The sequence below is a fragment of the Sphingomonas kyeonggiensis genome, assembly GCF_014196745.1.
Lineage (GTDB): Bacteria > Pseudomonadota > Alphaproteobacteria > Sphingomonadales > Sphingomonadaceae > Sphingomonas > Sphingomonas kyeonggiensis.
The window spans coordinates 834,010-856,568 of the sequence record NZ_JACIEH010000002.1; the positions used below are offsets into that span (position 1 = coordinate 834,010).

General features: G+C 67.0%; 20 protein-coding genes. 19 read left to right on the top strand and 1 reads right to left on the bottom strand.

What is annotated here, in order from left to right; all coding sequences use genetic code 11:
• Nucleotides 1-4: 4 nt before the first annotated feature.
• Nucleotides 5-1,954: a type VI secretion system Vgr family protein gene (locus GGR46_RS12835; RefSeq protein ID WP_183998295.1), complete on the bottom strand. Its 1,950-nt coding sequence runs from the start codon at nucleotides 1,952-1,954 to the stop codon at nucleotides 5-7.
• Nucleotides 1,955-2,180: 226 nt separating this feature from the next.
• Here GGR46_RS12835 and GGR46_RS12840 point away from each other — a divergent pair, with 226 nt between their 5' ends.
• The 19 genes from GGR46_RS12840 to GGR46_RS12930 all read left to right on the top strand — a co-directional run bounded on the left by GGR46_RS12840 (nucleotide 2,181) and on the right by GGR46_RS12930 (nucleotide 22,514).
• The gene (locus GGR46_RS12840) at nucleotides 2,181-2,858 is read left to right on the top strand and encodes an OmpA family protein (protein WP_183998297.1); all 678 of its coding nucleotides are present in this window, start codon (nucleotides 2,181-2,183) and stop codon (nucleotides 2,856-2,858) included.
• A gap of 62 nt (nucleotides 2,859-2,920) precedes the next feature.
• Nucleotides 2,921-3,898 carry a type VI secretion system protein TssA gene (locus tag GGR46_RS12845; protein ID WP_183998820.1) on the top strand — a complete coding sequence of 326 codons (978 nt, stop codon included), beginning with the start codon at nucleotides 2,921-2,923 and terminating at the stop codon, nucleotides 3,896-3,898.
• A gap of 65 nt (nucleotides 3,899-3,963) precedes the next feature.
• Nucleotides 3,964-4,500 (top strand): type VI secretion system contractile sheath small subunit, encoded by a 537-nt coding sequence (gene tssB, locus GGR46_RS12850; protein ID WP_183998305.1) that lies wholly within the window; start codon nucleotides 3,964-3,966, stop codon nucleotides 4,498-4,500.
• 17 nt (nucleotides 4,501-4,517) lie between these two features.
• Entirely contained in the window at nucleotides 4,518-6,002 is a 1,485-nt protein-coding gene (gene tssC, locus GGR46_RS12855) for a type VI secretion system contractile sheath large subunit (RefSeq protein ID WP_183998313.1), read from the top strand.
• A 101-nt stretch (nucleotides 6,003-6,103) separates the two neighbouring features.
• A complete protein-coding gene (locus GGR46_RS12860; protein WP_183998315.1) occupies nucleotides 6,104-6,598 on the top strand; it encodes an Hcp family type VI secretion system effector in 495 nt (164 codons plus the stop codon).
• Nucleotides 6,599-6,618: 20 nt separating this feature from the next.
• Nucleotides 6,619-7,404, top strand: a complete 786-nt coding sequence (locus tag GGR46_RS12865; protein WP_183998317.1) for a type VI secretion system accessory protein TagJ — start codon at nucleotides 6,619-6,621, stop codon at nucleotides 7,402-7,404.
• 4 nt (nucleotides 7,405-7,408) lie between these two features.
• Nucleotides 7,409-7,942, top strand: coding sequence for a type VI secretion system baseplate subunit TssE (gene tssE / locus GGR46_RS12870; RefSeq protein WP_183998319.1), 534 nt, complete (start codon nucleotides 7,409-7,411; stop codon nucleotides 7,940-7,942).
• Nucleotides 7,943-7,948: 6 nt separating this feature from the next.
• Nucleotides 7,949-9,811, top strand: a complete 1,863-nt coding sequence (gene tssF / locus GGR46_RS12875; RefSeq protein WP_183998328.1) for a type VI secretion system baseplate subunit TssF — start codon at nucleotides 7,949-7,951, stop codon at nucleotides 9,809-9,811.
• Complete coding sequence (gene tssG, locus GGR46_RS12880; RefSeq protein WP_246426060.1) at nucleotides 9,775-10,806, top strand: type VI secretion system baseplate subunit TssG; 1,032 nt, start codon at nucleotides 9,775-9,777, stop codon at nucleotides 10,804-10,806. Before tssF ends, tssG begins: the two co-directional genes overlap by 37 nt.
• Nucleotides 10,806-13,538 (top strand): type VI secretion system ATPase TssH, encoded by a 2,733-nt coding sequence (gene tssH, locus GGR46_RS12885; RefSeq protein WP_183998330.1) that lies wholly within the window; start codon nucleotides 10,806-10,808, stop codon nucleotides 13,536-13,538. The genes tssG and tssH overlap by 1 nt, the downstream gene beginning before the upstream one ends.
• A 94-nt stretch (nucleotides 13,539-13,632) precedes the next feature.
• Nucleotides 13,633-14,559, top strand: coding sequence for a M15 family metallopeptidase (locus GGR46_RS12890; RefSeq protein WP_221262719.1), 927 nt, complete (start codon nucleotides 13,633-13,635; stop codon nucleotides 14,557-14,559).
• The gene (locus GGR46_RS12895) at nucleotides 14,556-15,119 is read left to right on the top strand and encodes a hypothetical protein (protein ID WP_183998332.1); all 564 of its coding nucleotides are present in this window, start codon (nucleotides 14,556-14,558) and stop codon (nucleotides 15,117-15,119) included. Before GGR46_RS12890 ends, GGR46_RS12895 begins: the two co-directional genes overlap by 4 nt.
• Nucleotides 15,116-16,546, top strand: coding sequence for a class I SAM-dependent methyltransferase (locus GGR46_RS12900; protein WP_183998334.1), 1,431 nt, complete (start codon nucleotides 15,116-15,118; stop codon nucleotides 16,544-16,546). The genes GGR46_RS12895 and GGR46_RS12900 overlap by 4 nt, the downstream gene beginning before the upstream one ends.
• Nucleotides 16,543-16,809 carry a hypothetical protein gene (locus tag GGR46_RS12905; RefSeq protein ID WP_183998336.1) on the top strand — a complete coding sequence of 89 codons (267 nt, stop codon included), beginning with the start codon at nucleotides 16,543-16,545 and terminating at the stop codon, nucleotides 16,807-16,809. The genes GGR46_RS12900 and GGR46_RS12905 overlap by 4 nt, the downstream gene beginning before the upstream one ends.
• Nucleotides 16,810-16,811: 2 nt before the next feature.
• Nucleotides 16,812-17,651 carry a peptidoglycan-binding domain-containing protein gene (locus tag GGR46_RS12910; RefSeq protein ID WP_183998338.1) on the top strand — a complete coding sequence of 280 codons (840 nt, stop codon included), beginning with the start codon at nucleotides 16,812-16,814 and terminating at the stop codon, nucleotides 17,649-17,651.
• 38 nt (nucleotides 17,652-17,689) lie between these two features.
• On the top strand, nucleotides 17,690-18,022 hold the full coding sequence (locus tag GGR46_RS12915) for a PAAR domain-containing protein (protein WP_183998340.1): 333 nt from the start codon (nucleotides 17,690-17,692) through the stop codon (nucleotides 18,020-18,022).
• Between the two features lie 3 nt (nucleotides 18,023-18,025).
• Nucleotides 18,026-21,631, top strand: coding sequence for a DUF4123 domain-containing protein (locus tag GGR46_RS12920; protein ID WP_183998342.1), 3,606 nt, complete (start codon nucleotides 18,026-18,028; stop codon nucleotides 21,629-21,631).
• Between the two features lie 12 nt (nucleotides 21,632-21,643).
• The gene (locus GGR46_RS12925) at nucleotides 21,644-22,108 is read left to right on the top strand and encodes an SMI1/KNR4 family protein (RefSeq protein ID WP_183998344.1); all 465 of its coding nucleotides are present in this window, start codon (nucleotides 21,644-21,646) and stop codon (nucleotides 22,106-22,108) included.
• Between the two features lie 10 nt (nucleotides 22,109-22,118).
• Entirely contained in the window at nucleotides 22,119-22,514 is a 396-nt protein-coding gene (locus GGR46_RS12930) for a hypothetical protein (RefSeq protein WP_183998346.1), read from the top strand.
• The last annotated feature ends 45 nt before the right edge of the window (nucleotides 22,515-22,559 follow it).

The window sequence follows — 22,559 nt, forward strand, 5'->3', positions numbered from 1 at the left end:
CCCCCTAGTTGATCTTCACCAAACCCCCGGTGAGCGTCAGCGTTCCCTTGCCATCGACCGAAGTCTCCGGCGAATTCATCGTCACCGAGCTGTTGCCGTTCACTTCGATCACCGGCGAGGTCATCGAGATCGAACCCGGCTTCATCTCGATCTTCGAATTGCCGACCTGCAGCACGATGCTGGTGTTGGCGGTGAGCTTGAACGACTGGGTGACGTCGACGATGTCGTCCTTGCCCACCTTGCTGTGGCGCTGGGCGACGATGGTGAGGTTCTGGTTGTTGCCGATCTCGACCGTCTCGTCATTGACCACGCCGCGGGTGCGGTCGTGCCCGACATTCACCGTCTGGTCCTGGCCGACATGGTGCGTCTCGGCCAGGCGGATGCGCGTGTTCATGTCGCGCTCGGCATGGACGTAGATCTCTTCCGCACCGCCCTTGTCCTCGAAGCGGATTTCGTTCGCGCCGGGCGCGCCGCTGTCGAGCGGCTGGGCATTGGGATAGTCGCCGGTCTCGCCATAGCGCTTGGTACGCCACAGCGCCCGGGTCTTGTTCCCGGGCAGGTCGTAGATCGGCATGTGGTTGGCGTTGAACACGCGGCCCACCACCACGGGGCGATCCGGATCGCCACCGAGGAAATCGACCAGCACCTCGTGCCCCACACGCGGCAGGATGAGGTTGCCGAGGCCGCCGGTCTGCGAGACGCGGATCCAGCAGGTGGCGGATTCGCCCGGGGTCGGGCCGCGGTCCCAGTGGAAGCGGACCTTCACCCGGCCGTACTTGTCCGTGTAGATTTCCTCGCCCGCCGGGCCGGCGACGATGCCGGTCTCCAGCCCCTGGACCACCGGGCGGGGAGTCGACTGGGTCGGGTGGAAGCGCGTCTCGGCCGGGATCGCCTCGAAGCGCACGTTGAACGACGTCTCGCGTGCGCTCTGGCCGCTGCGATAGCTCTCGGCGACGATGCTGTGATAGGCCGAGGTGATCAGATAGTCGCCGTTCATCCGGCCGACGTGATGGTTGGCCACGCTGACCTTGAAGCCGGTCGACAGGCCCGCCGATTGCGAGGAGCCGGTGAACACCCGCCGCTGCGCGCGCGCGCCTGCCAGCATCGTGTCGCTGCGCTCGCCGCCATGCGTCTCGACCGAGCCCGGATCGATCGACTCATGGTAGAAGCGGCCGGGATAGACATAGATTTCGCGGTCGTCCCGCTCGTGCTGGCCTTCGCTTTCCGACTTGGCCTCGACGAAGCGGTTGGGTGCGCGGAAGTCCCAGTCGCGCACCGTGACCTTCGAGCCCGCCTGGGTGCTCACCCGCTCGTGCCAGCTCTGCAGGTAGAATTTGCCCTGGCTGGCGCGCTCGCCGGAATCGGCGGAGAAGACCGAGACCGAATTGGGCGCATAGGTGATGCTCGGCGGGTTGCCGACGGTGTGCGACGACGGGGCGTCGCAGATCACCATCACATGGCTGTCGGCCGAATGGCGGAAGAAATAATACCAGCCCTCCTCCTCCATCAGCCGGGAGGCGAAGGCGAAGTCGCTTTCCTGATACTGGACGCAATAGGTGCGCGGACGCGGCGTGCCGGACAATTTGAATTCGAAATCCGAGATGCCGGCGTTCTGGAACACCTGCTTGATGATGTCCTGCGCGGTCAGATCCTGGAAGATCGCCATCGATCGGCCCTGCGCCAGGAAGAAGCTCCAGGGCTTGAGCACCAGCCGGTAGCGGTGCCCGGTGGGCGATTCGTCGATATATTCGCCCGAGATCACCAGCCCGTGGAAGTGGCGGCGCAGCTCGCCGTCCTCGCTCACCTTCAGGCCGCAGGGTTTCCCCAAATGTGGCTGAATGTCGACCTCTAATGGCGAGAATATGTCGACGGTTATGGTGAAAGGAGAACTAAGGGTCTCCATGGAGTCGATTCGTTCGAGCTCAACCTGCTCGTCCCCCAAATCGATCGTCATTTCGGAAAGTCTTGACGTGCCTGACAACGCGGCCTCCGACCTTACTCTTGCCCAATGCTCTTACGCTTGGGACGCGAAACGGTTCAAGTCTGAGTGATAAACCGTTCCACCTTCATTTCGACCGTTCTATCGTAACGGCCCGTCGGAAGCCGGCTTGTGAACGTTACGGACCCATTTTAGAGTTCATGCGTTCTCCGGGGGTAGGGGTAAGCCAGCGAGGACGTGCATGCGTATTGCGTACCTGTCGACGATTGCCGGCACTGCGTTGCTCATGGGCGCTCCGCCCGCGGCTGCGCAGCAACAGGCGGAGCCGACCGTCGAGGGATATCTCTGCACCTTTGCCGGGAAATGCGGAAACGCGCCGGCAGTCGAGCAGCCGACTCGGGCTGCGCCGGCGACCAAGGGATTCCGCATCGCGCGGCCGGGTGCGCCCGCGGCTACCGCGACAAAGCCCGCCGTCCGTGCCGCCAGCAGCGACTATCGCGCCCCCCGTGCGAACGTGGCGCCGCCGCGTCGTGCCGGTGCCGGCTATTCGAGCTACACCCCGGCCTCGCGCGTGTCCGAAGGGCCGCGCGCCGATCTGATGATCGGGTTCGAGCTCAATTCCGCGCGGCTGACCGCCGACGGCATGGCCAAGGCCCGGATTTTCGCGCGTTCGCTGGTGATGCCCGAGCTGCGCGACAAGCGCTTCCTGATCGAGGGACACACGGATTCGCTGGGCGGCGTGCCGTTCAACATGGAGCTGTCGCGCCGCCGCGCCGAGGCGGTGGCGGCCTATCTCTCCAGCCAGGGTGTAGAGCGCAGTCGCGTGGAGATTCGTGGTTTCGGGCCGAGCATCCCGCTGCCCGGACGCCGGGCCGACGACCCGAATAATCGTCGTGTGGAGGCCAAGCTGATTTCCTGATCCCGTTGCGGCTTTCGTTTGATTTCGAAGGAGAGGGATTTGTCGGGAATGCGCAGGTGTTGATGCCGATTGGCGAGCTGCTCGCCCCCGTCTCGGAGGAGTCTCCGGGCGGGCTGGACCTCTATGACGATCCCGAGCGCCAGCAGATCGAGCAGGCGTTCGAGGAGGAGCCCTCGGGCGTCGACTGGCGCGAGATCGTCTCGAAGATCGAGGCGCAGAGCCAGCGCACCAAGGATCTGTGGCTGGCCGTCTATCTCGCCCGCGCCGGCGCGCGGATGGGCCGGCTCGACGTGGTCGTCATCGGTTGCGAGATGCTGGCCGGGCTGCTGGAGTCCTATTGGGATGTCCTCCATCCCTCGCTCGACGAATATGGCCTGCAGGGGCGCAAGGCACCGTGCGAGTCGCTCACTCGGATCGGCACATTCCTGGGGCCGCTCAAGCGGATCGCACTGATCGAGCATGCGCGGCTCGGCGACTATAGCGCCGAGGATCTCGAGCGGTTCGAGAATGAAGGGGAGGGTGCCGACGGGTTCGGCATGTTCCGCCATGCGGTGAGCGAGCTGCCGGCTGATGCGCTCGCGGGCACGATGGTATCGCTGCGCGCGATGCGATCGGCGATCGAGCGCGCGGACCAGGCGCTGATGGCGCATGCCGAAGGCGATACCGGCACGGACTTCAAGCCGGCCTATCAAGTTATCGATAACATGCTGAGATGGATAACGCCTTATTCGGCAAATCCTGACGAGGAGGCGTCCGCGGCGGACATCGATTCCGGAAACGAATCGGACACTATTTCCGCACCGCAGCGAAGTTTCGGGCGGGTGGAATCGCGCGAAGACGTTGCGCGTGCGCTGGACGCAATCGTTGAATATTACGCACGCAGGGAACCAACGAGCCCGATACCCGTTGCACTCCGTCGAGTACGGGGGTGGATAAACATGGATTTCCTCGCAATTCTACGGGACATCGCGCCGGGCGGCATGCACGAGGCCGGTTCCGTATTGCTTGCGCGTCCGGAGGAAGAAAACTCCGGATACTGAATAGATCCCTCAAATCCCTGACTTTTTTGGATGGTGCCCGAAAAGGGCGACGAAAGGCGGATCCGATGGTTGCTAAGAGTGGACAGCGTTTCATCAAGGAGAACCGGGCGCCGCGCGTCCATATCGAGTACGAGGTCGAGACCTACGGCTCGCGGCAGAAGATCGAACTGCCCTTCGTGATGGGCGTGCTCTCCGACCTTTCGGGCAAGAGTCATGTCGAGAAGAAGGATCTGTCGAAGCGCGACTTCGTCGAGTTTGACATGGACAATTTCGACGAGCGCATGGAGGCGATCGCGCCGCGCGCGGCCTTCACCGTGCAGAATACGCTGACCGGCGAAGGCAAGTTCGGCGTCGACCTGACCTTCAAGTCGGTCAACGACTTCACGCCCGGCGAGGTCGTCAAGAACGTGCCGGCGCTCGCCCAGCTGCTCGAGGCGCGCCAGCAGCTCCAGGACCTGCTGATCTACATGGACGGCAAGGAAGGCGCGCAGGACCTGCTCGAAAAGGTGCTGAAGGACCCCGCGCTGCTCTCGGCCCTGAGCTCGGCCAAGGCAGCGGCGAATGACGAGACCGTGAGCGCCGCTCCGGTCGAGCAGGCTTGAAAGGGAAGATAGGCAATATGGCGCAAGAGGCACTTCAGCAGGCGCAGCCCCAGGCCGAGGCCGTCCAGTTCGACGAATTTTCGGCACTTCTCCAGAAGGAGTTCAAGCCCGCCGACGACATCCGCAAGAACCGGATCGAGGAAGCGGTGCAGACGCTGGCGCAGCAGGCGCTGCAGGACGCGGCGATCATCGGCGACGACGTCTATGCGACGGTCGACGCGATGCGCGCGGCGATCGACCGCAAGCTGACCGAGCAGGTCAACCAGATCATCCACCAGGAGGAGTTCCAGGCGCTCGAGAGCGCGTGGCGCGGCCTCCACTACATGGTGATGAACACCTCGACCGGTAAGGACATGAAGATCCGGGTCATGAACATCTCGAAGGAGGAATGTCGCAAGATGTTCCGCCAGTATCGGGATGCGGCCTGGGATCAGAGCCCGCTGTTCAAGAAGGTGTACGAGAGCGAGTTCGGCCAGCTCGGCGGCCAGCCCTATGGCGCCTTTGTCTGCGACTATTATTTCGACCACACCGCGCCGAACCTGGAAGTGATGAAGGGCCTCGCCAAGATCGGCGCGGCGGCGCACGCGCCGTTCATCGCTGCCGCGGCGCCGCCGCTGTTCGGCATGGAGAGCTGGACCGAGCTCGCCAATCCGCGCGACCTGGGCAAGCTGTTCGACGCGCAGGAATATATGGCGTGGCGCTCGTTCCGGAATTCGGAAGATGCCCGCTACATGGCGCTGACCATGCCGCGCTTCCTCGGTCGTCCCGTCTATGGCGCGAAGACCGAGCCGGTCGACGAGTTCGACTTCGAGGAAGAGACCGAAGGCGCGCACGACCAGCATCTGTGGCTCAACGCCTCCTATGCGATGGGCACGCGGATCACCGAGGCGTTCAACACCTATGGCTGGTGCACCCGCATCCGCGGCGTGGAATCGGGCGGCACGGTCGAGGACCTGCCGACCGCGACCTTCCCGACCGACGAGGGCGGCATCGACCAGAAGTGCCCCACCGAGATCGCGATCTCGGACCGGCGCGAGGCCGAGCTGTCGGCGGCGGGCATGCTCGCGCTGATCCATCGCAAGAACACCGACCAGGCGACCTTCATCGGCGCGCAGACGCTGCACCGGCCGAAGAACTACGAGAATGTCGACGCGACCGCGAACGCCAATCTCTCGGCGCGCCTGCCGTACATCTTCGCGAGCTGCCGCTTCGCGCACTATCTGAAGTGCATGGTGCGCGACTGGGTCGGCGGCAATCGCGAGGCGGACCAGCTGCAGCGCGACCTGCACAACTGGGTGCTCCAATATGTCGACGGCGCCCCGAACTCTTCGAGCGAAGAGACCAAGGCGCGCCTGCCGCTCAAGGACGCCAAGATCGAAGTGACTCCGGATGAAGAGAATCCGGGTTACTACAAGGGCAAGTTCATGTTCGTTCCGCACTATCAGCTTGAAGGAATGGATATTGCTCTGAGCATGGTTTCCAGACTCCCACGGGCCAACTGAACTTTAGGTCATTTGGTCGCTGGGGCGTTGTACTGAAACGTATCTGCAATAGTGCAAGTAAATATACGTCACGCAAGTCCGCGTATCTATGGAGGTAGGTGATGGCAGTTGATTTGTTCCTGAAGATCGATGGCATCGAGGGTGAGAGCCAGAAAAAGGGCCATGAGAAGGAGATCGACATCGTGTCGTTCAACTTCGGTGCGGCCCAGCATGGCTCGTTCCACACCGGCGGTGCTGGCGGTGGTTCGGGCAAGGCCGAGATCCGCGACATCTCGATCGTCAAGGAAGTCGACAAGTCTTCGCCCAAGCTGTTCAGCGCCTGTGCTTCGGGCAAGCACATCAAGGAGATCATCATCTACTCGCAAAAGGCGGGTGATGATCAGCAGCCGCTGACCTATTACAAGATCAAGCTGGAAGACGTGATCGTCTCCTCGGTCGACAACCAGGGCGCGAGCCATGGCGATGCGATCATGGAATCGATCGTGTTCAACACCGCCAAGGTGACCTTCGACTATCAGCCGCAGGGCAAGTCGGGCGCCAAGGATGGTGGTGTCGTCACCGCCAGCTACGACATCCGGCAGAACATCGCCGCCTGATCCCGAAAGGTTCAGCGACGATGTCGGATGCCGACACGCTGCTTCGTTCCGGCGATCTCGACGGTGCGCGCTCCGCGCTCGTCGAGACCGTCCGGGCGGAGCCCGCCAACCAGCAGGCACGTATGTTCCTGTTCCAGCTGCTCGCCGCGGCGGGGGAATGGGACAAGGCACGGCGCCAGCTCGACACCCTCGCACAGCTCTCCGGCGAAGCGCAGATGCTCGCAGTGGCCTATGGCCAGGCGATCGATGCCGAGCGTGAGCGTGCGGAGGTATTTGCCGGCCGTGCCCGCGCGCGCCAGCACGTCGCCAGCGACTGGCTCGAAGGCGTGATCGACGCCATCGAGCATTTCGCCCAAGGCCGCATCGCACAAGGCGAGGGCGCGCGCGACGTTGCCTTCGATGCCGCGCCAGGTGTCGCGGGCAGCTTCAACGACATTCCCTTCGACTGGATCGCCGACGCCGATGCGCGCTTCGGGCCCAGCTTCGAGGCGATCATCGGCGGCCGCTATGGCCTCCAGGCTTTCGACCAGGTGGCCAGCATCACCAGCGAAGGGCCGCGCGACCTGCGCGACCTGATCTGGTATCCGGTGCAGATCGCCTTCCGCTCCGGCCAGTCGGTGGCCGGCTTCCTGCCTGCCCGCTATCCCGGTTCCGAGACCGCGAGCGACGTCTCCGAGCGGCTCGGCCGCGCGACGTCTTGGCGGGATGCCGAATGGGGGCAGGCGGGATCGGGCCAGCGGCTCTGGACCCTGTCCGATGGCGAGGATCAGGCGCTGCTGTCGCTGCGCGCGCTGAGCTTCGGCTGAGCCGATGGCTGTCCGCCAGCGCCTCACGCCCACTTTGTTCGACAAGCTGGTCGCCGATATCGAGATATCGGGGCTGCGCGACATGGAATCCGAGACGCCGCAGGTCTCGCGCGAGAAGTTCCGCCATTATGCGGTGCCGAAGCTCGACCGTTTCAACGAAGCGGCACTGCGCGCGACGATCCGGCGCGAGCTGGCCTGGCTGCTCAACACCACCAATGTCGAGGCGCTGCACGACCTAGAGCCCTATCCGCAGGTACAGAGTTCGGTGCTCAACTATGGGCTTAGCGACCTGGCGGGCAAGGCGCTGACCCGGCGGGCGATCCTCCAGCGCGCCCGCGAGATTCGCAAGGCGATCCGCCGGTTCGAGCCGCGGCTGGCCGGGGAGACGCTGACCGTCGAGCCCGCCGAGAATCCCGACAAGCCGAACACGATCACCTTCGTGATCCGCGGCGACATCACCGCTGCCGCGCATGCCATGCCGGTCAAGTTCCGCACCGAGGTCGATCCCGAGACCGTCGCTGTCGACGTGACGGAGTAGCGCGCAATGGATCCGCGCCTGCTGCGCCATTACAATGACGAGCTGGCCTATTTGCGCGAAGCCGCGCGCGAGTTCGGCGAGGAGCATGAGGAAGTCGCGGGCCGGCTGGGCCTGAAGACGCCGACCGATCCCGATCCCTATGTCGAGCGCCTGCTCGAGGGCGTGGCGTTCCTGGGCGCGCGGGTGCAGCTCAAGCTGGCCGACCAGTATCCCGAGTTCACCTCGCACCTGCTCCACGCGATCCAGCCGCATTACCTGGCGCCGATGCCGTCGATCTGCGTCGCCGGCTTCGATCCCAAGGAAGGCGACCAGGTGCTGCTCAAGGGCCACAAGGTCCCCCACGGCACCCAGCTGACTGCCTTTGCCGCCGGGCAGGACAATGCGCCGGTGATCTTTCGCACCGGGCACGACGTGACCTTGTGGCCGATCAGGCTGGCCGAGGCGGAGTATCTCTCCACTCGCGCGGCGGTGGCGCCCTATGCGGCTGCGGCCAATGTCCGCGCCGAGGCCGGTCTCCGCCTGCGCTTCGTGGCGACGCCGGGCGCGGAGCTGCCCAAGGTGCCGGTCAAGGAACTGCCGCTCTATCTCCACGGCGCGGAGGCGGTGCCGAACGAGCTCTATCGCCAGCTGATCGGCGAGACGCTGGCGGTGCTCGGCCGCTCGGCGGATGCGGTGCCGAATGCGCCCTGGGTCTCGCTGCCGGTGCCCGAGCAGGTCGGCTTCTCCGACGAGGAGGCGCTGCTTCCTGCCGACCAGCGCGCCTTTCGCGGCTATCGGCTGCTCTCCGAATATTTCGCCTGCCCCGAACGGTTCCTGTTCGCGAAGCTGCGCGATCTGCACCGCGCCTTCCAGTCCTCCCCGCGCGCCTGCGACGTTGTCCTGCTGTTCGGCCGCTCCTCGCCGGCGCTGGCCCGGGCGGTGGACGCGAGCAATTTCAAGCTGTTCGCAGCGCCGGCGATCAACCTGTTCGAGAAGCAGCTCGACCGCGTCCAGGTCCGCCCGCACGAGCATGAGCTGCACGTCATCCCCGATCGCACCAAGCGCTACGATTTCGAGGTGTTCCGGCTCACCGAAGTGAAGGCCTATGCCCGCGACAATGTCGATGCGCGCACGGTGGCGCCGCTCTACGCGTTCGGGGCGCTGCTCTATGACTGGCGCGAGGCGCTGTTCTATTCGACCCAGCTGCGCCCCCGTCGCCTATCCACCCGCGAGCAGCGCCTGCGCCGGCGCAGCGAATATGTCGGCACCGAGACCTGGATCAGCCTGACCTCGCCCGGCGACGCGTCGCGGCTCGACGACGTCCACGAGCTGGCGGTCCGCGGGCTCGTCACCAATCGCGAGCTGCCCGAGCTGCTCACCTTCCGCGGCGACAAGCATTTCACCGTCTCTGGCGTGCCCGCCCGCGCCGTCTCGGTGCTCCGCGCGCCGACCCGGCCGCGCCCGCCGCTCGGCCTGGGCGACGCCGCCTGGCGGGTGATCGCGCACCTGACCCCCAATTACGTCACGCTCGCGCCCGAGGATCATGACGATCCCTCGGCGCTGCGTGACCATCTCGCGCTCTATGGCCGCCAGGACGATGCCGTGCTCCGCCGCCAGATCGATGGTGTGCTGGGCATCAGCTCGTCCAAGGTCATGCGCCGCGTGCCGGGGCTCGACCGCATGGCGCTCGCCCGGGGGCACAAGATCCGCATCAAGCTGGACGATGCCGCCTTCGACAAGGGTGGCATGTTCCTGTTCACCGCCGTGCTCGAGCGTTTCATGGCGGAGTTCGCCAGCATCAACGCCTTTACCGAGTGCAGTTTCTTCAGTCCGAACGAAGGGGAATTCGCGCAATGGCCGCCGAGGATGGGGCGCCAGCACAACATCTGAGCTTCCTGCGCCGCGTCGGCGAGCAGGCACGGAAGTTCGGAATGTTCCCCGCGGTTCGTGGGGCGGAGGCGCGTGCTCCCCATCTGCCGCGCCTCGGTCGCGCGCGCCGGCCGAACCAGAGCATCGTCGACCTGGCCCAGGTGCCGGCGATGCACTTCCCGGCGCCGACGCTGCATTCGGCCGAGCCGCGCGGCGAGCGCATCCAGCTCAACGGCTATTGGCTGGGGCTCACCGGTCCCAACGGCCCGTTGCCGATCCACCTCACCGAATTCGCGACCTTCGAGCATCGCTATGCCAAGCAGCGGCCGTTCGGGCGCTGGCTCGACGTGCTGGCCAACCGGATGCTGCAATTCTTCTACCGCGCATGGGGGGATTCGCAGCCCGTCGTCCATGCCGATCGGCCTGCGGACGATCGCTTCGCCGCCTATCTTGCAGCGCTCTCCGGGGCGACCGAGGGCGTGTCGCCCAAGGCGTTGTTCACCGGTCCGGCCCGCGTCCATTATGCTGCCCTGTTCGCCTCGCGGCGCAGCGCGATCGGCATCGAGGATGCGCTGGGCCATCTGCTCGGCCAGCCGGTGCAGGTGATCGAGTATCGCCCGAGGTGGCGCGACATCCCGACGGAAGATCGCAGCCGGCTGGGTCGCAGCTTCGCGACCCTGGGTGGCGACCTGGTGCTGGGCGACCGCATCCGCATGGCCTCCGATGCATTCAGCGTGGTGATCGAGGCGCGCTCCTTCGCCGAGTTCGAGAAGCTGCTGCCCTCGGGCCCGCGCTTCGCCATCGCTTCGGAAGCGCTCGATGCCTTCGCGCCGAGCCATCTCGAATGGGACATGCGGATCGAAATCGCCGAGCGGAACGTTCCAGCCGCGCGGCTGGACGGACGCACGCGACTGGGCTGGACGGGCTGGATAGGCCCGCAGCCGAGCGACCGCATCCGTTCGGACGCGCATCTGCGGCGGCTCAAGCCCGCCCATGCTGCTCTTGGGGGACTTTGATGACGGAAATCAGCCGCTCTGCACTGTTCGGTCGCCTCGGTCCGGTGCCGCTCAAGGCGATCGAGACCGCGACCAGCTTCTGCAAGATGCGCGGCAATCCCTATGTCGAGCTGGCGCACTGGATGCACATCCTGCTCCAGGATCCCCGCAATGATGTCGCCGCGATCCGTACCGCCTTCGGCCTCAATGACGGCAAGCTGATCGAGGACACCGTCGCCGCGCTCGACGCACTGCCGCGTGGCGCGACCGCGATCTCGGACTTCGCGCCGCAGATCGAGGAAGCGATCGAGAAGGGCTGGCTCTACGCCTCGCTCCAGTTCGGCGCGGGCCGGGTGCGCAGCGGCCATCTGCTCTACGGCATGCTCAAGACGCCGACGCTGCGCAATGCGCTGTTCGCGCTGAGCGCGGAGTGGCGCAAGGTCCAGGCCGAGAAGCTGGGCAGCGACTTCGATCTGGTCGTCCAGTCCTCCGCCGAGACCACCCAGCGCGACGCGGCTCCGGCCGCCGCAGGTGGTGAAGACGCCCCCGCCAGCACCGGCGTCGCCGGGCCGGGCGAGGCGCTGGGGAAGTATTCGATCGACCTCACCGCCAAGGCGAAGGCGGGCGAGCTGGACAAGATTGTCGGTCGCGACGCCGAGATCCGCCAGGTGATCGACATCCTGCTGCGCCGCCGCCAGAACAATCCGATCCTGGTCGGCGAGGCCGGTGTCGGCAAGACCGCGGTGGTCGAGGGCTTCGCCCGCCGTATCGCCGATGGCGACGTGCCGCCGGCGCTGCAGGGCGTGGCGCTGCGTACCCTCGACATCGGCCTGATGCAGGCCGGCGCCAGCGTGAAGGGCGAGTTCGAGAAGCGCCTGCGCCAGGTGATCGACGAGGTCGAAAGCTCGCCGACCCCGGTGATCCTGTTCATCGATGAGGCGCACACGCTGATCGGTGCGGGCGGCCAGGCGGGGACGGGCGATGCCGCCAACCTGCTCAAGCCTGCACTGGCGCGCGGCCGGCTGCGCACGATCGCGGCGACCACCTATGCCGAGTACCGGCAATATTTCGAGAAGGACCCGGCGCTCACCCGTCGCTTCCAGACCGTCGATGTCGGCGAACCCGAGACCGACAAGGCGATCGACATGATCCGCTCGGTCGCGCCGATGATGGAGGCGCATCACCGGGTGGTGGTGCTCGACGAAGCGGTGTCGGCGGCGGTGACGCTGTCGCAGCGTTACGTCCCGGCGCGCCAGCTGCCCGACAAGGCGGTGAGCCTGCTCGACACCGCCTGCGCCCGCGTCGCAGTGTCGCAGCACGCCACGCCCGCCGCGGTCGAGGATCGCCGCCGCAAGGTCGAACTGCTCGAGGTCGAGCGCGAGGTCGTCGCACGCGAGGCGAGTGGCCAATATCGCGCCGACGATCGGCTGGCGAAGATCGACGAGGAACTGGCCGAGGCGCGGGCATCGCGCGATGCGGTCGAGACCAAATGGAAGCGCGAGGAAGAGGCGCTGGCAAGCGTCGTCCAGGCCCGTACGGCCCTGCGCGATGCCCGTGCCGAAGCCGCGGGCGAGCCGGCCAACGAAGCCGAACTGCGCGATGCGCTCGACGTTGCGATCGCCACCCTGCGCGAGGCGCAGGAGGATACGCCGATGGTGTTCGGCGTGGTCGATGCCGATGCGGTTGCCGCCGTGGTCGGCGACTGGACCGGTATTCCCGTCGGGAGAATGGTCAAGGACGAGATCCAGAGCGTGCTGACCATCGCCGACAAGCTCAAGGCGCGGGTCGTCGGCCAGGATCATGCGATGGACGCGATCGCCAAGCGCATCCAGACCAGCCGCGCCAAGCTCGACAATCCCAACAAGCCGGTCGGCGTGTTCATGCTCTGCGGCCCTTCGGGCGTCGGCAAGACCGAGACCGCGCATGCGCTGGCCGAATTGCTGTTCTCGGGCGACGATTCGCTGATCGTCATCAACATGAGCGAGTTCCAGGAGGCGCACACCGTCTCCACGCTCAAGGGCGCACCGGCGGGCTATGTCGGCTACGGCCAGGGCGGCGTGCTGACCGAGGCGGTGCGGCGGCGGCCCTATTCGGTGGTGCTGCTCGACGAGGTCGAGAAGGCGCATCCGGACGTCCACGAGATGTTCTTCCAGGTGTTCGACAAGGGGTTCATGAACGACTCCGAGGGGCGGTTCATCGACTTCAAGAACACGCTGATCCTGCTCACCTCGAACGTCGGCACCGACCTCGTCATGAACCTGTCCGAGGATGACGAGATGAAGCCCGAGCCGGAGGGGCTGGCGACAGCGCTGCGGCCCGAGCTGCTCAAGGTGTTCCCGCCGGCGCTGCTCGGGCGCCTGCTCGTGTTGCCCTATTATCCGCTGAGCCCGGCGATGCTCGCCGGCATCGTCAAGCTCCAGCTCGGCCGCATCGTCCGGCGCCTGGCCGACAATCACAAGATCCGGTTGAGTTTCGCGGACTCGGTGGTCGACCTGATCGTCTCGCGCTGCAACGAAGTCGCCTCGGGCGGGCGCGTGATCGATGCGATCCTGACCAACACGATGCTCCCCGAAATGTCGATCGCGCTGCTCGAGCGGCAGATGCGCGGCGAGGATGTCGAGGCGATCCATGTCGATGCCGGGGCGGACGGGTTCAGCTACGGTTTCGAAAGCGGGCGCGATAAGAAGCCGCAGTCGATCGACCAGAATAACGATGCGGTGGAACGAGTTCCGGAAGCGGTGAATGAGGGTTGAGTAACATTTCGTGCAGTAGATAGTCATGTCACTGCAAGATAACGCAAAGAAGCATATCTAATAATGCCATCGGCATTCAGTAGGGAGTAGGGGTATGTCAGCGGCTCTGCAGGGTTCGGTCGGATTGAATGGCAATAATGCGCGCGGCGATACCATCGCGGTGCAGAGCCTGCTCACCCGTGCCGGGATGAAGCTCGGCCTGATCGACGGTCGATGCGGGCCCAAGACGATCTCGGCCATCGTCAACTATCAGCGCAACCTGATGCGTAATCCCGATGGTCTCGTCGAGCCCAATGCGACGACCTGGAAGCATCTGACCGGGCAGGGTAGCGCGGCGCGTACTGCTGCGCCGGGTCCGACCCGCAACGTCACGCCCGTCCGCACGCCACCGCGTGTTGCGGCCAATGGCGGTGGCGGTGCACCTGCGATCGTCGGACGAGCAGCGCCGCCGGTTGCTGCAGCGCCGACCCCGGGGAACAGCTCGACTTCGTACACGACGCTGGTGCCGCGCCCGGATCGCACGACGCTGAACCGTGGGCTCACCTCGCCGTCAAACCGCGTGCTGCTCGCCAAGCTCGGCGCCCCGCGCGAGAATTACAGCCAGAACGACCAGCCGATAACCAATGCCAAGCTGGCGGCGATGATGAGCACGGAATCGGTCGGCCCGTTCCGCGTCACCGGCCTGCGCCCGGCGGTGGCCAGCCTGCGCGAAGTGATGCTCGACGTGCAGCGCTCGATCCCCGATCTCTACAATTCGCTCAGCTCGGCGGGGATGAAGGTGGTCCGCAACGTGCGCGGATCGTCGACTTCGATCTCGAACCACAGCTGGGGCACCGCGATCGATCTCAAGATCAACGGCAAGCTCGACGTCCGCGGCGACAACAAGGTCTATCACGGACTGGTCCTGCTCGCTCCCTTCTTCAACGCCCGCGGATGGTATTGGGGGGCGGGTTTCCGAACGGAGGATGCAATGCATTTCGAATGTGGCGCCGCACTCATCGCGACTTTCCCCAACCCATGAGCGCGCGTCTCCTGTTCGGCGGCATCGCCGCCATCGCGCTGCTCGGCTGCCATCCGGTCGTCGCTTCGGGCAACGATCAGGCACCGGCGAACGTCGCGGAAGCCTCCGTTGCAGCCGTGCCGGCAAACGCATCGGCCGCTACTGACGGCCAGTTGGTCTGGTCTCAGGACCCGGGCAGCAAGTGCCGCTTCGTCGCGCCCAAGTCGCTGACCGCGGGGCCGACCAACTGGATCGGCGAATGCCCGGCCGGCAAGGCATCGGGCCTGGGCGTTCTGGTGCGCCGCGATGGTGGCAAGGCGACCGCCACCTTCTATGGCGAGCTGCGCGACGGCGTGCCGGTGATCGGTGCGATCAATGTCGATGGCGGCTATGTCGTCGGCAAGTTCACCGGCGACGACCTGGTCCAGGGCGATCTCGAGCCGCAGGTGCGGATCGACTCGTTCAACGTCGCGGCCAAGGCGGCGCGTGCGGCCAGCGCACGGTTCCAGGCCCAGAAGAACGCCGCCTCGGCGCGCTTCTATGCCGATGCGGCCAAGCAGCTCGACCTGCAGGTCGAATGAGCGAAGCCGCGCCCACTGCCTATGACGCGGTGGCCTATCCCAGCGCGATCTTCAGCCAGACGGCGCCCGACCGTCTGGCGGTGATCGCGCGGCTGGCCGGCTTGTCGCCGCCGCCGATCACCCGTGCACGCGTGCTGGAGATCGGTGGGGGCGACGGGATGAACCTGCTCGCGCTCGCCGCGGCCTGGCCCGAGGCGCATTTCACCAATTTCGACCTGGCACCCACCGCGGTTGCGCGGGGTGAGCGCTGGCGGGCGCTCGCCGGCATCGAGAATGCCGAGATGCGGGTGCTCGACATCCTAACCGCCGCCGAGCATCTCGACGGACCGTACGACTATATCGTCGCGCACGGCGTCTATGCCTGGGTGCCGCCTGCGGTGCGCGAGGCGACGATGGCGCTGATCGGCAAGCTGCTGTCGCCGGACGGTGTCGCGTTCGTCAGCTACAATGCGATGCCGGGCGGCCATATCCGGCTGGTGCTGCGTGATGCGCTGCTGCTCCAGCTCGAGGGACTGGAAGGCGCCGAGCGCTGGCAGGCCGCGCGCGACTATCTGACCGCACTCGCCGCCGAGCCCGAGGGGCGCGAGAACCCGGCCCAGGCGGCGCTGCGCGATGCCGCGAAGCACACGCTCGACAAGCCCTGGTCGGTGCTCTGCCATGACGAGCTGGGCCCGTTCTTCCATCCCCAGTCGCTGGCGGATGTCGTCTCCGCGGCGGCCGCCAATGGCCTGCAATTCCTCGGGGATGCCGATCGCGAGCGAATGGGGGACGCCTTCCTGCCCGACGAGGTCGCCGCCGAAGCCGACGCGACGCGGCAGCTGGTCCGGCTGCTCCAGGCGCGCGACTTCCACGACTTCCGCTTCTTCCGCCAGACCCTGCTGGTGCGCGACGGCGTCCGGCCGAAGCGGCGCATCGATCTCGACGCGCTGGGCACGCTCTATGCCGTCACCCGCTGCCACCGCGATGTCGAGGGCATGTTCCGGATGAACGCCAATGTGTTCGAGGTGCAGGACGCCCCGCTCGCCGAGGCGCTGGGCCGGCTGGTCGATGCGCGGCCGGCGCGGATCCGGGTGGACGAACTCGTCGATACCCCGGCGCGCAAGCTGGCGCTGTTCGAGATGTTCGACGCCGGGCTGATCGACCTGTGCACCACCCCGGCGCCCTATGCCGCCGAGGTGAGCGAGCGGCCGCGTGCCAGCCCGCTGATCCGCGCGATGCTGGGCGAGGGGCTGGAGAATATCTGCACGCTGGACCATCGGCTGATGACCATTCCCGAATTCGGCCCGCGCCATGTGCTCGCCCATCTCGACGGCACTCGCGACCGTGCCGCGCTTGCCGCCGTGGCGCGCGAGGCGGGGCTCGACAGCGACGAGGCGCTCGACAAGGGCCTGCGCACCTTGGTGACCGAGGGGCTGATCGCGGCATGATCCTGACCGCGCTTCTCGCCCTGGCGCTGACGCCGCAGACCCTCCCGAGGGAGGTCCGCGCCTATGTCGCGCGGCGGGACAAATGCGACCATTTCCGCGGCGAGGACTCGCCGGACGAAGCGCGGCAGAAGGAAATCGAGGCGGCCACGATACGGTTCTGCACCGGAGCGGACCGGCAACTGGCCCGCCTGAAGCGCATCCACGCGCATAACCGCGCAGTGCAGCGCCGGCTCGGCCGCTACGACCCGCGGATCGAGGACTGACCGTGCCGATCACCGGATCCGTAGGCCGTGGCGGCGCCAATGTTCCCGCCGATGTCGCGCAGGTGCAGGAGCTGCTCAACCTGCGCGTCGGCGAGATGGGCGTGCAGCCGCTGCCGACCAATGGCGTGATCGACAACGCAACCATGGCGGCGATTGGCCGCTACCAGTCGCTGGTGCTGGGCGGCCGATCGGACGGGCGGGTCGATCCCAATGGCCGGACCTGGACCGCGCTGGCGGATACCCAGCCGACCTCGCTGCTGCGCGACCGGTTGCGTGCCCAGGCGGCGCTGCCCAGGCTCAGCGGTGCGGCCTGGTTCAATGCCAATGAGGCGCGCTTCCCCAACAGCGACCGGGTGGCCGATCTCGCCCCGGCCTTCGCCACCCAGGCGAGCAGCTTCATCGCCGCGCTCCAGCGGGCCGGTGCGACCGTCAGGGTGAGCGCGACGCTGCGCAATCGCAACCGCGCCTGGATCATGCACTATGCCTGGCAGGTCGCCCACGGCGCGGTGCAGCCCGGCGCGGTGCCCGCCAATCCGGAAGTCGACATCCTCTGGGATCACGGCGACCCGACCGTCTCGCGCCGCGCGGCCCAGGCGATGGTCAACCTGTTCCACATCGCCTTCAAGCCCTCGCTCACCTCGAACCATATCCAGGGCACGGCGATCGACATGACGATCGGCTGGGACGGGCCGATCGATATCCTCGACGCCGCCGGCCAGACGCACCGCATCGACCAGCCGCGATCGGGCAACACCAACGCCGATCTCCACGCCGTGGGTGCGACCTATGGCCTCCTCAAGCTCGCGAGCGATCCGCCGCATTGGTCCGCCAATGGCCGTTGAGCGTTCGTACCCCGTCCCGCGTATCTGGGAGTAAGATCATGCCGCCCGCCGCACGGATTACCGATACCGAAGCTTGCCCGGTCAAGAACAAGGGCACGATCATGACCGGCGAGAAGTCGGTGCTGATCGTCGGACTGCCTGCCGCGCGCAAGGGCGACACGCTCGATTGCGGCAGCCCCAGCCAGATCGAGAGCGGCTGCCCGACGGTGAAGATCGGCAACAACGAAGCGGCCCGGATCGGCGACAGCACCTGCCATGGCGGCAAGATCGCCACCGGCGCGCCGACCGTGCTGATCGGCGACGGCGCCAAGGCGCGCAGCTCCACGCTGGGGAGCGCGCACGACAGCGGCGCGCCCTTCGTCACCGAATAGCGCATGGCCAGCGCCGCGCCCCCGATCCTGTTCGCGCCCGTCGCCGCGCGCGACGTCGCCGGCTGGGCGGCGGCGGGGCAGCTCTATGCGCTGGTCGATGGCTGCATCTCGCCCGACATTCCCGCCATGGCCCAACAGGCGGGGCAGGGCAGGGCGGCCTGCCTCTATCTCGGCCGCGCGGCGATCAACTATCGCGAGCAGGCGCCGTACCTGTTCCGGGTCGATCCCGCCCAGGCCGAGGCACTGGCGACGCGTTTCGATGGCGCGCCCTGGGGCGTGTTCCTCCTCTCCAGTGCAGGCTTCGACGCGACCCGGCGGCACCTGCGCCGTTTCCTCAAGGTCCGCTCGCCCGAAGGGGCGGGCTGGCTGTTCCGCTTCTACGATCCGCGCCTGCTCCCTGCCTTCCTGCGCAGCTCGACCCCGGAGGAGCTCAACAGCTTCTTCGGGCCGGTCCAGGCCTTCCTGACCGTCGATACCCGTGGCGACGGGATGATGGCATACCGCGCGCCGGAGATCGTCCGCGCCGCGCCGCGCCCCGCCGTGGGCGCCCGGCATCGGATAAGCGAGGCCAATGTCACCGCCTTCCGCCGCCGCGCGCTCGGCGACCGGATCGCGGAGAGCTTCGAGGGCACACCGCAAAAGGCACGGCGCGAGCCGCAATCGGACGATGTGCTGGTCACCAACCCCGATGGCGGTGTCATGCGGCTGGGCTTCGGGGCGAGCGGCATGCTCGACCGCGTCACCAGCCCGCTCGGGCGGCAATGGCGGGTGGCCAGCAACGAGCGCGGCCAGCTCAAGGGGATGAAGCTGCCTTCGGGGCTGGCGCTCGGCCTCGACTATGACGCGGCAGGGGACATCACCCATGTCTCGCGGGGCGGCGAGACCCGGTTCCGCGCCGGCTATGACGACCAGCACCGGCTTACCCGCATCGACTTCCCCGACGGCAGCTTCTCCGGCATCCGCTACCGCGACACCGGCATCGAGGCGTCTCGCGACACCCGGGGCAAGTACATCACCGCCCAGCGCGACCGGGTCGGGCGGGTCGAGCGCTACGACTATGACGGCGACACGCTCGTCGCGATGATCGACGGCAACGGCAATGCCACCCGCTTCGACTATGGCGCCGGCGAGCGGCCCGAGGCGCTGGTCCAGGCCGATGGCAGCCGCGAGGCCTATGCCTTCGATCCCGCCGGCCGGCTCCAGCAGATCACCCGTGCCGATGGGCATGTGCTCGATGTCATCCAGGACGAGACGGGCCGGGTCACGCGGCTGGCTACCCCCGATGGGGACGTCGCGACCTTCACCTATGACGAGAAGGGGCTGCTGGTCGCCGCCAAGAACGGCGATGCCGCGCTCGCCTGGGCCTATGACGAAGGCGGCCGGCTGATCGAGGAGCGGCAGGGCGACCAGAACGTCGCCTATGTCTATGACGATGCCGGCACGCTGACCGGCCTGACCTACCCGACCGGCGAGACGATCCGCTACACGCGCGACGCCGACCTTCGCCTGTCGAGCATCACCGACTGGGCAGGGCGCCGCCACGCGATCGACTATGCGCCCGAGGATGCCGGCTGGCGGCTGACTTCACCGGAAGGGCTGGCCACCAGCAGCTTCCAGAACCCCATAGGCCTCACCACCGGCGTGCGGGTCGAGGCGGCGGGCAAGCCGGTGTTCGAACAGGGCTTCGCCTGGGATGGCGACGACCGGCTGGTCGAGCAGCGTGACACCCGGCTGGGCGCGACGCGCTTCGGCTATGATGCGGAAGGGCAGCTGCTCGCGGTCGAGCGCTCGAACGGCGCCGGCGAGGCCTTTGCCTATGACGGCGCCGGCAACCGCGTCTCGGGCCCGGCCGGGACTGCGCAGTTCGACTCGCTGAACCGCATGATCGGGCAGGGGAGCGAGCGGTTCGACTATGACGGGCGCGGCAACTGCATCGCCCGCAGCGGCGGTGCGCATGCCTGGCGCTATGCCTATGACGGGTTCGACCGGCTGGTCCGCGCCGAGGACGATGGCGGCCGGGTGGTTCGCTTCGGCTATGATCCGCTGGGGCGGCGGATCTGGAAGGAAGTCGGCCAGGGCGGCGAACAGCGCATCACCCGCTATGTCTGGGCCGGCGAGCAGCTGATCCGCGAGATCGAGCAGGTGCACGGCGATGCCGGCTCGGACTGGCAGGGCGGCGGCCCCGAGCGCACCCGCGACTATTGCTACTGGCCGCAGACCTGGAAGCCGCTGTTCCTGCGCGAGGGCGGCGCGATCCACCAATATCATTGCGACCCGCTGGGCGTGCCGATGCGGCTCACCGATGCGGGCGGCCGGGTTGTGTGGGAAGCCGAGCGCAGCGGCTTCGGCGCTATGGCCGCGCTGCCCGGCGGGATCGACCAGCCGCTGCGCCTGCCGGGCCAGTATCACGACGCCGAGACCGGGCTGCACTATAACCGCTTCCGCTATTACGACCCGGCGCTCGGCCGCTATCTAAGCCGCGATCCGATCGGGGTGGCGGGCGGGCTCAATTGCTATGCCTATGCCGGCAATGATCCGGTCAACCGCGCCGACCCGACCGGCCTGTGGTGGAAGGCCGCGCTGGCGATCGTCGCCGCGGTCGCCGTCGCGGCGATCGTCGTCGCCACTGCGCCGATTTCGGGACCCTTGCTGATCATCGCGGCGGGTGCGGCCGCGGGTGCAACGGGCATGATGGTCAACGAGGCGCTCAACCAGGAGCATTTCTGCCTCTCCTGCATCCTGCTGGCGGGCCTGAAGGGCGCGGTGGTCGGGGCTATCGCCGCGGTGCCTTTCGTGTTCCTGCCGGCGACCGCGGGGATCGCCGCCTTTGCCGGGGTCGGCGCGGGCAGCGGCTTCCTGAGCTATGCCGCCGACTGGGGCATCGACCGGCTGATGGGCAAGGACCGGCCGTGGAGCTGGAAGGATGCCGCGATCGCCACCGGCATCGGCGCAGTCACCGGCGGGCTCGGCCGCTTCATCAGCGGCAGCGGCGGCATTCCGCCGGGCTCGTTCCGCATGCCGGTGCCCCAGCCGGCCTATGCGGGCATCCCAGTGGCAGCAGAAGGTGCTGCGATCACCACGCCGGGCGTCACCGCCGCGCAGATGGCGGCGGCGGGCAGCGGCGTGTCGGCGGCGAGCGGCGCCGCCGGTGCGACCGCCGCGACCGGCGGTGGAGGCGGGGGCTCGAACAACGACGATGATGACCAGGAGCCGGATGACGACTGGCAGAAGCCCAAGGACCAGGGCGATGCCTGGAAGAATCCGCCCAACCCGGACAAGTGGCGTGCCAAGGGCGGCAAGATCTATCCGCAGGAAGACGGCTCGACCATCTATGAGAACGCCTCCGGCACGCGTGTTACCTATAGCGCTGACGGCTATCCCGATTTCGGGCCTTATACGGTGAGCGAGACCGAGCTGCCGGGCGGATTCCAGGGGCGCAGCCAGGATTTCCGCGCGGCGAACAACGCAACCGGGCGAAGCGAATATGGCGACAAGTCGCCGCCGGGCTATACATGGCATCACCACGAGAACGGCACGACGATGCAGCTTGTCCCGCGCAGCATCCACAAGCAGTTCACCCATGCGGGCGGCATCGCCGGCACACATTGAGCAAGGACCCCGATGGACTATCGATCCCGCATGATGATGGCGAACCCCCCGGCCAGCGAGGCGGACATCGATGCGCTCTCGGCCCATGTCGGCGCGGCCCTGCCCGAGGACTACAAGGCGTTCCTGCGCCAGGCGAGCGGGGGCCGGGTCCGTGACGACAAGGTAAGCGTACCGAAGAGCGGAGACACGGTGCTCAACGACCTCGCTTCGGCGACGCCCGGGACCGAGCCCAATATCCTCGAAGACTATGAGATGCTGCGCGACATGGATCGCATCCCGGCCGCGAGCCTGCCGATCGGGGACGATCCGGCGGGAAACGCCTTCCTGCTCAGCCTCGAGCCGGACAGCCATGGCGCGATATTCTTCTGGGATCACGAGCGGGAAGCGCCCGATGGCGGGAGCCGCTTCGCCGATTTTTCCAATGTCGAGAAGATCGCCGGGTCCTTCTCCGACTTCATCAACGCGCTGCGTGCCTGAGGATCGCCGAATGACGCTTGCCGACTATCTCGCTTCCCTTCCGCGCCGCACGGCACAGGCCGAGGTGCTGCGCCAGAGCGAGGCGCTGGGCGCCGCGCCGCGCCACGCCCGCGACACCGGGGATGGCGGGAAGGTGATCGAATATTACGGGTTCGACGCGCTCGCCACCAAGGTGTTCCTCGAAAAGGGCGTGGTGAGCGGGATCCGCTACAGCAGCGGCTTTCCCGATGCGGTGCGCGGCGTGCGCATCGGCATGCACGGGCGCGAGGTCGTCGCGGTGCTCGGCCGGGCCCAGCGTCCCTGGCCGATGCCGCATCCGAACATCATCCTGCTCTATGACAAGCCCGAATTCCTGCGCATCGACGTGGATCGCGACAGCGAACGGGTGATCGACATCTATCGATAGGCCGCGGGCTCGCCGCCGCCAACACCGTCATGGAAGCGCGGATTT

What these genes read in the sequence shown, in the direction of transcription:
- GGR46_RS12890 (WP_221262719.1), top strand. Translation starts at nt 13,633, where the DNA reads ATGTCAGCGGCTCTGCAGGGTTCGGTCGGATTGAATGGCAATAATGCG.
- GGR46_RS12860 (WP_183998315.1), top strand. Translation starts at nt 6,104, where the DNA reads ATGGCAGTTGATTTGTTCCTGAAGATCGATGGCATCGAGGGTGAGAGC.
- GGR46_RS12930 (WP_183998346.1), top strand. Translation starts at nt 22,119, where the DNA reads ATGACGCTTGCCGACTATCTCGCTTCCCTTCCGCGCCGCACGGCACAG.
- GGR46_RS12895 (WP_183998332.1), top strand. Translation starts at nt 14,556, where the DNA reads ATGAGCGCGCGTCTCCTGTTCGGCGGCATCGCCGCCATCGCGCTGCTC.
- GGR46_RS12905 (WP_183998336.1), top strand. Translation starts at nt 16,543, where the DNA reads ATGATCCTGACCGCGCTTCTCGCCCTGGCGCTGACGCCGCAGACCCTC.
- GGR46_RS12835 (WP_183998295.1), bottom strand. Translation starts at nt 1,954, where the DNA reads ATGACGATCGATTTGGGGGACGAGCAGGTTGAGCTCGAACGAATCGAC.
- GGR46_RS12900 (WP_183998334.1), top strand. Translation starts at nt 15,116, where the DNA reads ATGAGCGAAGCCGCGCCCACTGCCTATGACGCGGTGGCCTATCCCAGC.
- tssG (WP_246426060.1), top strand. Translation starts at nt 9,775, where the DNA reads ATGGCCGCCGAGGATGGGGCGCCAGCACAACATCTGAGCTTCCTGCGC.
- tssH (WP_183998330.1), top strand. Translation starts at nt 10,806, where the DNA reads ATGACGGAAATCAGCCGCTCTGCACTGTTCGGTCGCCTCGGTCCGGTG.
- GGR46_RS12845 (WP_183998820.1), top strand. Translation starts at nt 2,921, where the DNA reads ATGCCGATTGGCGAGCTGCTCGCCCCCGTCTCGGAGGAGTCTCCGGGC.
- tssE (WP_183998319.1), top strand. Translation starts at nt 7,409, where the DNA reads ATGGCTGTCCGCCAGCGCCTCACGCCCACTTTGTTCGACAAGCTGGTC.
- tssC (WP_183998313.1), top strand. Translation starts at nt 4,518, where the DNA reads ATGGCGCAAGAGGCACTTCAGCAGGCGCAGCCCCAGGCCGAGGCCGTC.
- tssB (WP_183998305.1), top strand. Translation starts at nt 3,964, where the DNA reads ATGGTTGCTAAGAGTGGACAGCGTTTCATCAAGGAGAACCGGGCGCCG.
- GGR46_RS12925 (WP_183998344.1), top strand. Translation starts at nt 21,644, where the DNA reads ATGGACTATCGATCCCGCATGATGATGGCGAACCCCCCGGCCAGCGAG.
- GGR46_RS12915 (WP_183998340.1), top strand. Translation starts at nt 17,690, where the DNA reads ATGCCGCCCGCCGCACGGATTACCGATACCGAAGCTTGCCCGGTCAAG.
- GGR46_RS12920 (WP_183998342.1), top strand. Translation starts at nt 18,026, where the DNA reads ATGGCCAGCGCCGCGCCCCCGATCCTGTTCGCGCCCGTCGCCGCGCGC.
- tssF (WP_183998328.1), top strand. Translation starts at nt 7,949, where the DNA reads ATGGATCCGCGCCTGCTGCGCCATTACAATGACGAGCTGGCCTATTTG.
- GGR46_RS12865 (WP_183998317.1), top strand. Translation starts at nt 6,619, where the DNA reads ATGTCGGATGCCGACACGCTGCTTCGTTCCGGCGATCTCGACGGTGCG.
- GGR46_RS12840 (WP_183998297.1), top strand. Translation starts at nt 2,181, where the DNA reads ATGCGTATTGCGTACCTGTCGACGATTGCCGGCACTGCGTTGCTCATG.